This is a genomic window from Chitinophaga polysaccharea (assembly GCF_007829335.1).
Classification (GTDB): domain Bacteria; phylum Bacteroidota; class Bacteroidia; order Chitinophagales; family Chitinophagaceae; genus Chitinophaga; species Chitinophaga polysaccharea_B.
Window position 1 is genome coordinate 248744 of sequence record NZ_VIWO01000002.1, and the last position, 12033, is coordinate 260776.

At 45.1% G+C, this 12033-nt stretch carries 10 protein-coding genes; 7 read left to right on the forward strand and 3 right to left on the reverse strand.

Annotated features, from left to right (window positions below):
• Positions 1-371 precede the first annotated feature (371 nt).
• Positions 372-1463 carry a glycosyltransferase family 2 protein gene (locus FHW36_RS09105; protein ID WP_246121121.1) on the reverse strand — a complete coding sequence of 364 codons (1092 nt, stop codon included), beginning with the start codon at positions 1461-1463 and terminating at the stop codon, positions 372-374.
• A 516-nt stretch (positions 1464-1979) separates the two neighbouring features.
• On the opposite strand from FHW36_RS09105, the gene FHW36_RS09110 reads away from it, so the two are divergent.
• From FHW36_RS09110 to FHW36_RS09140, 7 genes are read left to right on the forward strand one after another with little or no spacing between them, the layout of a single operon-like run.
• A complete protein-coding gene (locus tag FHW36_RS09110; protein WP_145666004.1) occupies positions 1980-2372 on the forward strand; it encodes a response regulator in 393 nt (130 codons plus the stop codon).
• A 42-nt stretch (positions 2373-2414) separates the two neighbouring features.
• Positions 2415-3566, forward strand: a complete 1152-nt coding sequence (locus FHW36_RS09115) for a sugar transferase (protein ID WP_222429033.1) — start codon at positions 2415-2417, stop codon at positions 3564-3566.
• The gene (locus FHW36_RS09120; protein WP_145666007.1) at positions 3566-4774 is read left to right on the forward strand and encodes a glycosyltransferase; all 1209 of its coding nucleotides are present in this window, start codon (positions 3566-3568) and stop codon (positions 4772-4774) included. The genes FHW36_RS09115 and FHW36_RS09120 overlap by 1 nt, the downstream gene beginning before the upstream one ends.
• Positions 4758-5681: a glycosyltransferase family 2 protein gene (locus FHW36_RS09125; RefSeq protein WP_145666009.1), complete on the forward strand. Its 924-nt coding sequence runs from the start codon at positions 4758-4760 to the stop codon at positions 5679-5681. Before FHW36_RS09120 ends, FHW36_RS09125 begins: the two co-directional genes overlap by 17 nt.
• Positions 5669-7570, forward strand: coding sequence for an asparagine synthase (glutamine-hydrolyzing) (asnB, locus tag FHW36_RS09130; protein WP_145666014.1), 1902 nt, complete (start codon positions 5669-5671; stop codon positions 7568-7570). Before FHW36_RS09125 ends, asnB begins: the two co-directional genes overlap by 13 nt.
• 1 nt (position 7571) lies before the next feature.
• Positions 7572-8699, forward strand: coding sequence for a glycosyltransferase family 4 protein (locus FHW36_RS09135; RefSeq protein WP_145666017.1), 1128 nt, complete (start codon positions 7572-7574; stop codon positions 8697-8699).
• Between the two features lie 10 nt (positions 8700-8709).
• On the forward strand, positions 8710-9492 hold the full coding sequence (locus FHW36_RS09140; RefSeq protein ID WP_262713386.1) for a class I SAM-dependent methyltransferase: 783 nt from the start codon (positions 8710-8712) through the stop codon (positions 9490-9492).
• An 84-nt stretch (positions 9493-9576) separates the two neighbouring features.
• Here FHW36_RS09140 and FHW36_RS09145 read toward each other — a convergent pair whose 3' ends face one another.
• Both FHW36_RS09145 and FHW36_RS09150 read right to left on the reverse strand, forming a co-directional pair.
• Positions 9577-10419, reverse strand: a complete 843-nt coding sequence (locus FHW36_RS09145; protein ID WP_145666022.1) for a beta-1,6-N-acetylglucosaminyltransferase — start codon at positions 10417-10419, stop codon at positions 9577-9579.
• Positions 10420-10429: 10 nt separating this feature from the next.
• Positions 10430-11746, reverse strand: a complete 1317-nt coding sequence (locus FHW36_RS09150) for a lipopolysaccharide biosynthesis protein (RefSeq protein WP_186452363.1) — start codon at positions 11744-11746, stop codon at positions 10430-10432.
• Between the last annotated feature and the right edge of the window lie 287 nt (positions 11747-12033).

Here is a 12033-nt window from a genome sequence, read left to right on the forward strand (position 1 = left end):
ACGTGATCCTCCAGCTTTCGGCTTGACCGAAGGAAAAAAATGTCACAGTTAAAACTCCGGGAAACCGGAATTACGTTTTGTTCAGAGGAGATGGTAAAAATTACTCGCTGTATCAGACACTCGTCTGTCAGCATGGTGGCTTTGTCGAAGGATAAGGTTGAGGGGAAATGGTGGTCAGGGAATTAACTCATTCACTGATGTTGTAGCATTGTCCGTCCATTCAAAAATCAGGACACAATCTTTCTTTTCAATTTCCTTAATCTCCTGCTAAATTAAATAACGGTTGGTAAATATCATATTTTTTTTGGTAAACGGCGTCTTTTGGCTGGTAAACGCGAGTATCTGCCTTGTGAATAAAAAACAAGCGAACTTTACTGTACCGCAACACTTCTTTGCGCCCGTTCCCAGACAGCGGACTGCCGCTTTCTGAAATAACGTATGCAACCGATGTACACCGCTACATTCATAAATACAAAATAGAAAGGAATATAAAAGTATTTCACTTTTTTCTGGCGTTTTGCGAGAAGATAACCGATGAGCGCTGCTCCGTAGAAGCAGACTTGTGCGATGCCTGTTACAATATAAATATTACCTGCCTGCGCTATCACCAGGAAAGCGTTACTAATGATGGCCAGGAGCAGCGATAAAGGGGCCAGGGTCCACCGGAGTATCCGGTGAGAAATGTACTGCCACGTGATTTTGGGATAGCGGAAAGGGTTGAGCAGCGGGAGCAGGCGGCCCATAGACTGGAACCCGCCGGCACATATCCTTACTTTACGTTTATACTCTTCCCTAAGGGAGGCAGAAGATGTTTCCATGGCATAGGCTGCCGGCTCATACATTACCTTATATCCTTTCATATTGATACGAAAGGAGATCATAAAGTCATCCAGGATCGTATCTTCTTCCGGGTGTTCGTACAGCTCGGTACGGATGGCAATCAGTTCGCCTGCTGCGCCCATGACACTGTAGAGCTCCGCATCCCATTTTTTGAGCAAGGACTCGTATTTCCAGTACATTCCTTCTCCTTCGGCTTCTGCGCCGCCGGTGGTGGGCATTACCTTTTTTTCTCCGGCCACCACGCCGGTAGCAGGATCTGCAAAGTGTTGCATGAGCAGGGACACAGCGCCGGGATTCAGTAGCGTGTTGGCATCCGATAGTACCACAAAGGGCGTGTGTACCTCTTCCATGGCGCGATTGACGGCTGCCATTTTTCCCTTGCGCTGAGGATGATACAATAAAGTTACCTGTGGATACTGTGCTATTATTTCATTAGTACGATCAGACGATCCGTCCGTTACAAAAATGAAACGGATTTTATCGGCAGGATAGTCCATCGCCAGGCTGTTCTTTATTTTTTCGGCGATAAAATCTTCTTCATTATAGGCAGCAACAAGAAAAGTTACAGGGGGAACAAAAGAAGGGTCGCCATGCTGTGAATGCCCGTGTAATAAACGTTTCACACGTATAACGAAATATAGCAGCAGGCCGTATCCTACATAACTGTAGCATACTATAAAAAGGCTCAGCCAAAAGATCACAGACAAAAAGGTGGACATAGCAGCAAAACTTAAAGGGGCTTATTGTTTTCTTCACAAAAGTATTGTAATTTAAATGATACGCAAATCGTAATTTGTGTTAGTTCATTGTTCCAGACCACTTTATTGAAATGTAAATGACCGTTTACCTCAAAAATTGCAACACTTACCCTCCAAATTTGGTCGTTTACAAAAAAAAATATCGCTGATATTTTTAAAGCTATACTTTTGCTTTCATATTCATCGAGTGAAGATTCGGGAATACACAACAAGCATGAAAAAACCATTTTTCCTCTCTCATATCCCCTGCAAAGACCGCATAAGGTAACTTACCTGACTGATAATTGACCAGATCCCATCAAAAGCCTTCGGGAGTTTGCGCTAAATTTTTTGCAAACCACCATGTAACAGTTTTAAATAATTGTTTGAAAAGAAGGTATAATGAAAAAGAAAATTTTAATAATAGATGATAGTATGCCGATGCGTTATTTGCTGGAGGCGGTTTTAGGGAAGGAATATTCTGTGGTAACAGCCCAGGACGGCCTGGTAGCAATTACCTGGTTACTGAATGGTAACAAAGCAGATTTAATTATTACCGATTTGCAGATGCCTAATATTGATGGATGGGAACTGCTGGACTACCTGTCGGGTAGCTATTTATACCAGGATACACCCATAATGGTGCTGTCGGGGTTTTATGCCGACAAAACCAATGATCTGACTGCACGGTACAATAGTGTGAGAGAAGTGTTGCAGAAGCCATTTGATCCAATGCAGTTATTAAATAAGGTGGACTTTATCCTGGAGAAGCAATTAAGCGCCACCGTTATTTAATATGTTATTGTCATAAACGAATACACTACAACTTTTTAACCGATGAATACCATTACCCCCAATTTACTGCAAGTTAAGAGCATCAGAGGCGTGGAAGTAAATAGAAACAGTTTACTCACCCAGGTAGCAGATGCTGAATGCGTGGTACTTTTTGTAGGCAAAGCCAACAAAGCCATGCTGGCAGAAAACAATCAATTTAGATGTGTCGTGACAGAGCAAGTAGAGGAAGCGAGAAAAGTAATTCATCAGCTGCAGCATGTTTTCAAAAAAATGCCTTCAGCTATCATTTATGGGTTTGACAGTAATTATGAAACAACATTAACGGAATGGGATGCTTTTTTTAACAGCCACCAGTTTCTGGGTTCTATTCCTTTCTTCGTATATATCGATAAAGGATTTGATGAACTGAAACCCCTGGTTGCCCGCTATACCTTTATTGATGATATTATTACCACCAGTGCGTGGCATATGCTGAGCAATAAAATTGCTATTGTCAGCAAGTTTAAGCGCATGCGCACGTTTCCTGTTTACAAGAGCAGCAGCCTGCGTACCCGCTTATATTCCGGTAAATTTTACAGCAACCTGCTCAAACGTACCCTGGACATTACCCTGGCTACCGGCGGGCTGATCGTGTTAAGCCCCTTCTTGCTGGTTATTGCCGCGGCAATCAGGCTGGAGTCGAAAGGGCCTATATTTTATGCTGCTAAACGTGCCGGCAGGAACTATCGCGTATTTAAATTTTATAAGTTCCGTACCATGGTGCCAGATGCAGATAAGCAACTGGATAAAATTAAACACCTCAATCAATACGATGGCCAGGGCAACGGACCTACCTTCATTAAAGTTTCCAACGATCCAAGGGTTACCAAATTGGGCAGTTTCCTGCGCAATACCAGCCTGGACGAAATTCCCCAGCTCCTGAACGTGATCAAGGGAGATATGTCGCTCGTAGGCAATCGTCCTTTACCATTATATGAGGCTACCACGCTGACCACCGACCAATGGGTGGAAAGATTCCTGGCCCCCGCCGGCATCACCGGCCTTTGGCAGGTAAGCAAAAGGGGAAAGAAGGAAATGTCTGTACAGGAAAGAATAGACCTGGATATTAACTATGCGCATAATCGTTCCTTCAGATATGATATGTGGCTGATGGCAAGCACACCATTTGCCCTTGTACAAAAAGATAATGTATAATGATAGCTACTATAGAAGTAATACTGTTTGTTTACCTGGCCGGTTGCGTATTGTATAATCTTTTGTTATCCATAGCAGGTCGTCTGAGCCGCAAAAAAAAGATTAGCTACGAGGAAACGACTGCTTTTGCAAAGATTGCAATACTTATTCCTGCCTATAAGGAAGACAGTATTATCTTATCGACGGTGAATAGTTACAATCGCTTACGTTACCCGCTTACCAGGTTTGAAGTGGTGGTAATAGCCGATTCTCTTCAGCCGAGAACACTGGAAGAGCTGGCAGCTACCGGGGCCAACGTTATCGCAGTTAAATTTGATAAAAGTACCAAAGCCAAATCGCTGAATGTAGCATTTGAGAAATTGGGCGATGATTATGATATGGCCCTGATCTGTGATGCGGACAATATGCTGGAGGAAGACTTTTTATTAAAGATCAATCACGCTTATCAGCAAGGTTATCACGCCATACAAGGTCAACGGGTAGCAAAGAATCTCGATACACCTTTTGCTATACTGGACGCCGCCAACGAAATTATAGCAAATCATCTTTACCGTAAAGGTGCTAACGCATTGGGTTTATCATCTTCTGTTATCGGATCCGGCATGGCATTCCATTATCCGCTGATTAAACAGATATTAGGCGAAATACAGGCTACCGGTGGATTTGATAAAGTGTTACAGCTGCTGGTAATAGAAAAGGGACATAGTATTCACTACCTGGAAGATGCTTACGTATTTGATGAGAAAATTACGCATGCGGCCGTATTTGAAAACCAGCGTAAACGCTGGATGTCCAGCCAATTGGTATATTTGCGCACTTACTGGCGCGCCGGATGGAAGGCCCTTTTCAGGGGTAATATCAATTACTTTAACCTGGCCGTTTGCCAGAATGCTTTATTGCCAAGGATGTTGCTCCTGGCCGCATTAACATTCATTACCGCTCTTTGTTTCCTGTTACAGTCTTTCATGGTTATTCCGGCTTATGTGTGGGCAGGGCTGTTTATAGCAAATATGATGAGCCTCCTGTTGCCTATTCCGGGAAAGTTTTTCAGGAAATACCTGGTTACTGCCATGATCGCATTGCCCAGGGCCATCGGCATTATGATATTATTGTTGTTCCGCCTCAAGGGCGCCGACAAAACATTCATTCACACTACTCATACACAAACGGGTATTAATAACCCTTTATTAGATGCAGCCAGAAAATAATACATATTATCCACTGGTATCCATTATCACTGTTAATTACAATAATGCTAAAGTAACAGTGGAACTGATGGCGTCGCTCAAGCGCATCAGTTATCCCCACCTGGAAGTGATTGTGGTTGACAATGCCTCTGCTGAAAACCCGACCGGGGCCATTCAGCAGGAATACCCTGCCGCCAGGGTTATACGGAGTGAACAGAATCTCGGATTCGCAGGAGGCAATAACCTGGGTATAAAAGCCGCTACCGGGGACTACCTGTTCCTGGTCAACAATGATACTGAATTTACCGAAGGCCTGATAGAAGGGCTACTGGAAGTGTTTAGCCAGCATCCCGATGCAGGCGTAGTCAGCCCGAAGTTTCATTACTTCTTCCAAAAAGGTACCATTGAATACGCCGGTTATAAAGCCGTAGATACACTCACCGGCAGAAACAGTATGATTGGTTGTCGCGAAACGGACAATGGCCAATACGATGCGTTTACAGAAACGCATTATGCACATGGCGGCGCTATGATGGTGTCTGCTGCTGCTTTACAAAAGGTAGGCCTCATGCCGGAAGTGTATTTCTTGTACTACGAAGAATTTGACTGGTGCGAACAATTCAAACGCCAGGGATATAAAATATACTACCAGTATAAATCCCTGATCTATCATAAAGAGTCGATGACTACCGGGAAGAACAGCCCGCTGAAAACATACTACATTACACGCAACCGGATATTATTCATGCGAAGGAATGTTAAACTGCCAGCCCGGATGTTTTTTATGTTGTACTTTGCCTTTTTCACCATCCCAAAAAACACGGCCCAGTTTCTATTAAAAAGGGAATCCGTTCATATGAAAGCATTCTGGAATGGCATTTTCTGGAACCTTAAACATCCTAAACCAGATAATATATGTGTGGCATAGCAGGGTTTATTGATTTTACCCAAAAATCAGATGTAGGTATATTGCGCAGTATGACGGATGCGATGGCACATCGCGGACCCAACGATGCCGGGTACGAGGTATACGAACACCCTCATGCCTCCATCGGTTTGGGACAACGCCGGTTGTCGATCCTGGATCTGTCCAGCTCCGGTCACCAGCCCATGCACTTTGAACAATATTCCATTATCTTCAATGGAGAGATATATAATTTTAAGGAGATCAGAACCGAACTGGAAAAGCTGGGACACAGTTTCCGCTCCGGCGCTGATACCGAGGTATTACTAAAAGGCTACGCACAGTGGCAGGGTAAGATCCTCGATAAATGCATCGGCATGTTCGCCTTTGTGATCTACGACCGCAACGCAGGGGAAGTAGTCCTGTTCCGCGACAGGGCCGGCGTGAAGCCATTGTACTACTACTGGCACAACCGTACGCTGCTTTTTGCGTCTGAATTAAAAGGACTCTGTGAGCATCCATCTTTTAAGAAAGAGATTGATGAAAAAAGCCTGTCCCTGTTCCTGCAATACAGCTATATCCCGGCGCCATATACTATCTACCGGAATACGCATAAACTCAGACCAGGGCATTTGCTGAAAATATCCCTGGAAAGCGAAGCCATCAGTGAGCATGAGTACTGGAATGTGTTGAATGCGTACAAACAACCGCTGACGCACCTGTCAGAAGGGGATGTGATCCGTCATACCGAAGAGCTGATGCACAGCGCGTATAGCTATCGCATGGTATCCGACGTACCGGTGGGCGTATTTTTAAGTGGCGGATACGATAGTGCCAGCGTGGCAGCCTTACTGCAATCTAATACCTCCAGCCGTATCAAAACCTTCACTATCGGCTATAAAGAGCCACAGTGGGACGAGTCCAGGGAAGCAAAGAAAATAGCGATGCACCTGGGTACAGAGCACCATGAGTGGATAGTAGGACCTAAAGACGCACAGGAAGTATTACATCATCTGCCCGAAATATATGATGAGCCCTTTGCCGATAATTCTACCGTACCCACTACGCTGGTGAGCCGTTTTGCCAGCCGGGAAGTGAAAGTAGTGTTGTCTGCCGATGGGGGAGATGAGGTGTTTGCCGGGTACAATAAGTTTAACCAGTCGCTCCGTTATACCGGAAGCTTCCCACGCCCGATTCAGCGTACGCTGAGTGCGGCGATGTCGGTGGTATCGCCGGAGGTGATTCCTTATTTCAATAAGCAATACAACTTCGCGTCCCGCTACGAGAAAATGAAATTGATCTGGGCGAGTGGAAAGCCACAACACGCCCTGAAATATATCAGCCAGTATCTCACCGAAAACGAAGTAAACTATTATACCGCCAGTCCGGTAGATGGTTATAAGACTAACTTCGATATGAACGGGGAACTGGATCAGATGAACGATCCGCTGAATCGTTTGCTGGCAGTAGATTACAAAACATTCCTGGTGGATAATAACCTGGTAAAGGTCGATAGGGCTACCATGTCGGTTAGTATCGAAGGCCGCGAACCTATGCTGGATCACCGCCTGGTGGAATTCCTGGCCCAGGTGCCTGCCAGCCTGAAAATGAAAGATGGGATCAACAAATATATCCTGAAAACGATCGTACATAAGTATATTCCCAGGCCCCTGATGGAACGTCCAAAAAGACCATTCATTGCACCTTTGCAGGAATGGTTCCGCGACGACCTCAAGGAACAGATGCAATATTACTTATCCGGTGAGCGCCTGGCAAAATCCGGTTTGTTCAACGTTCCACATGTAGAGCAACTATTGAATCATTATTTATCCGGCGGAAAGGTGAGTCACCAGAAACTGTGGAACATGCTGGTATTTCAATTATGGTATAGTCGCTGGATTGAAAAATTGTAGTATGGGAAAAGTAAATGGCAAAATACGTGTACTGGAAACTATCCGCCAGGGTAAAATTGGCGGTGGCGAGAGCCACGTACTGGATCTGGTGGCAACGCTGGACCGCGATTTATTTGAGCCGGTAGTACTTTCTTTTACAGAAGGGCCAATGATCACCGCGTTGAAACAAATGAATGTACCGGCCTATGTAATTGGCAGTGAAAAAGCATTTGACATAGGAGTGTGGAGAAGGGTGAAGAGCTTTATACAGCAACAACAGATCGATGTAGTACACGTGCATGGTACCCGTGCCAACTCCAACGTGTTGTGGGCCGCACGTAGCCTGGGATTACCGGTAGTATATACCATTCACGGTTGGTCGTTTCACGAGGGGCTGCATCCGCTGACCAAGCGTTTGCGTATTGCGGCAGAAAAATTTATTACCCGTAAAACACAGGTGAATATCTGTGTGTCTGAATCCAACCGCCAAACCGGTATCAAGGCGTTCAAACGTTTTGCCGGGGTGGTGATACGGAATGGTGTAAGCCTGCGGAAGTTTAATCCAGAAGGCACTTACCCGGATCTGCGGGCAGAGTATGGGATACCAGCGGAAAAGCTGCTGATTTGTTTTATTGCGCGGATGACCTACCAGAAAGATCCGGTAACGATGATCAGAGGGTTTGCAGCTGCCTTGCAGCAGGTACCACAACTGCAGTTGCTCATGATTGGCGACGGGGAACTGATGCCGGCAGCGGTATCTGCGGCCCGTGAAGCAGGTGTGGAACAGCAGGTGATCTTTGCCGGCTACCGCCAGGACATACCAGCAGTGCTCTATGCCGCTGATATCTACTGCCTGCCGTCGCTATGGGAAGGATTTCCGATTGGCGTACTCGAAGCAATGGCCATGGGAAAAGCAGTGATAGCCAGTGATGTGGACGGTACCAAAGAAGCGGTGAAAGATGGTGAAAATGGCTTGCTGATACCCGCAGAAAATGTGCCTGCATTAGCAGACGCTATTGTAAAAGTAGCCACAGATGAACGTTTGCGTTATCAGTTGCAGCAAAACGCAAAAATTGAAATTGCTACGCACTTCAACGTAGCTGGTATGACCGAAAAAATAGCCGCTGTATACCAGCAGCTCTGTAAATAATAACACACTTATCAATTTTGATATGACAAACACCGCAATCACCTACGAATACGACCGGATTACCGATATAAAACGCCTCAATTTCATAACGGATAGCTTGAAGCAAAACATTCCCGACGGAGGCCGCGTGCTGGACGTTGGATGTGGCAATGGCGTGATCAGCCGTCACCTCGGACAGTTTGGTTATGAAGTATTGGGAATAGATATCAGTGAAAAAACCATTGCAGTGGCCAATGCGCGTAATACTTACCCCAATGTAAAGTTTGCTGCTATCAGTGCAGAGGCACTCACCGCACAGGGAGAAACATATGATGCAGTGATCTGCAGCGAAGTGCTGGAACACCTGGATCAACCTCAGCTGTTACTGCAAACCATCCACGATTCCCTGAAGGACGATGGGCTGCTGATTGTAACGGTTCCCAATGGACAAGGACCGAGAGAGTTATGTGTTACCCGGCCTATGCTCAAGGCACGCAACAACCCGGCATTGTGGAAAAACATTAATAAGGTAAAACACGCACTGGGCTTCAAAGGTACTACTGCCCAATCACAGGCTGATAACCTTGATCACGTACAATTCTTTACGGTGAAGGACCTGCAGAAGCTGGCTGCCGCGAGCGATTTCAAAATAGTACGCTTTGCCAAAACCAATTTTGTGGAAGACGTATTCCCGTTTTCACTGATCACCAAGCGGGTGAAGTTCCTGCAGTCATTGGATTGCCAGGTGGCAGAAATTCTGCCCTACAACTTTACCGGTGGCTTTAATACGCTGTGGAGAAAGAACACCCGATAATAATAATATACGCAACGAGTGTAAAAAAAGAAACCGTCTCTGCGGAAGCGACGGTTTTCTTTTTTTTATAGTAGTTTCACCCGGTTAGCGCTGGGTTGCCAGGTCAATCTGGTCCAGCAGTTCCGGGGTTTTGTCCATATCAAACTTACGTGCCAGCAGTTGCCCCGACTGCAATATCTTGTCCAGATCCTGTATGGTAAATGTTTTTGGATGAGCATGGCCTTCCGACCAGTCTATATACCGCATGTAACTATTCCGGACAGTATCTCTAAATGGACTGTTCATAATGAGTGTCTGGAAAATAAATTCATCTCCCCCCCAGGTATATTTATAAAAGCGTTCCAGCCTGGGATGCTCCTTTACATATTGGGCGCACCACAACGCGCATTCTTGTGTAAGGCTCCACCAGAGCGAGCCGCCATAGACCTCGAGATTAAGAGGATGACGCCGTGCCGGCAATATTTTGTTGACCAGGGAAGCCATCCGGTATTTACCAGGTAAACGGAGATCCTCAAAATAATAGGCGGTGATTTTAGGCATCATCCGTTGGAGCGCTTCCGGTGGTAGCAGGTCCAGGAACTGTTGCCCGGGATTGTTGGCAAAGAAATGATACAGTACATCGATATCTGCCAAAGGATAATCCTGTGCACTGATCAGGTGAATAAAGCCGTATTGCCTGCCGGTAGCGCCAATGTGTTCGATGCCATTAAGTGCCGCCCGGATGGTGCCGTAACCGGCCCAGGTAACATTGGCTCTTTTGGTGATAAAACTGACCTGAGGGAAATGTAAAGCATCCTGCCATTCCCGTATATCTGCTTTCGCATCGAGATGAATATAGCAATCAACCGCCGGATGCTGCAGCCGGCCGAGCAGGCGGCATAACTGCTGAGGATTCTTATGACTCAGGATAATAAAAGCTATCCTCATAAATGGTTAGTTATTTATACTGTAAGCGGAAGAGTTTTAATTTCGACAAAAGTGTCTTGCATTCATTCCAACCATAAAGCCATACATCTTTCAACGTCACATCTGGAAGATAACGGTGAAGGAAATAATAACCGAATACTACCGCAAACACCAGGTTAAGGGAAGAGGCAATCGCCACGGAGCGAATATCGGTAAATAGCAGCACCAATAATATATCCAGAACAATATTTATAATTAGTTTCAACAGGTTTTTATAAAAATTTACGCCTGGTTGGTTGATCATGTCCAGGGTAACACTGATGAAACGGTCAATCGGGTACAGAATGCCCGACAGCAGGAATATTCTCACGATATCGGTAGCCGGCAAATAGGCCTTGGCAGCCAGTATCATAATCAATGGCTTGGTAAATATCAATAACCCTATGATAAAGGGTAGAATGATGATCGTAATGGTGCCGGTATAGCGACAAAATGCGCGGGATACTTCCTTCCAGTCGTTCCGGTTGGCCGCAGAAGAAATGGTTGGCTGCGAAGTGGCCACAAAACTCCGCAGGATAATTTCAATGAACTCCATAAATTTCTGCGGGATGCTATACACCGCTACGGCAGCAGGATTGATCATTGTTCTCAATACCAGGTTATCAGAGTAGGTGAGCAGGGACGACGTCACCATACTGCCCACTATCATTCGCCCATACCGGTATAACTGTAGGGCATGCGCTTTGGTGCGTACGGCCAGGGTATGTAATTCGGTCCACTTAAATATCATGCAATATATGCTGGTCAGGAGCAGCGACAGGGTATACGCATATAATACATTATGCAGGTTCACCTGTTTCAGGAGAAACAGGATGCAGAGCAGCACCAGGAAAGAGCCATTTTGCATCATGCGTATCTGCACAATTTTATCAAACCGGTGTGCAGCCTGCAGTACCCAGGTAGAGAAGTTGAAGGGCAGTGAAAACAATGTCATAATACCCAGCCATCCGAGGAAAAAATGCCAGGTATCGCTGAACCAGCGGTAGCCGGCAGCATATACGATAAGTGAGGCAGCAATAAAGATAAATGTCAGCAGCAGCGAAATATACCAGGCGGCCCCGGTTACCTGGTTGCTGATATCTGCATCTACACCCGCACTGAATTTAATAATGCCGGATTGCAGTAATGCCGTTCTTATCTGATCCAGGATGTTGTAAGTAGCGAGAAATAACACCCATTCACCAAATGCAGGAAGTGATAGCATTCTTACCAGCAATGCGAAAGAAAGTACATTGAAAAACGCCATAATCACATTTCCAAGAAGCGAGTGGAAATGCCTGTTACGCATTATTGCCAAAAGTTTAAATGCCATGAACCATTAATTACAATCGTATTGAACTGAGATAATGGTCTTTGTGTAGGAAGAGGTCAAAAAATAAGGGATCTGTGTAGACTAATGACTGCAAAGTTAAGTTTTTTATTGACAAAAAAACAATCTTTTGCCAGATAGATTTAAAATAAACAAATAAATACAGATATGAATTATTTATAATTTATTTATTGTCGACATATATGTTATTTTTTTTAATTATATGAAAGAAAAAAAACCTTTCTTTGCAAAGACAAACCCCTGTT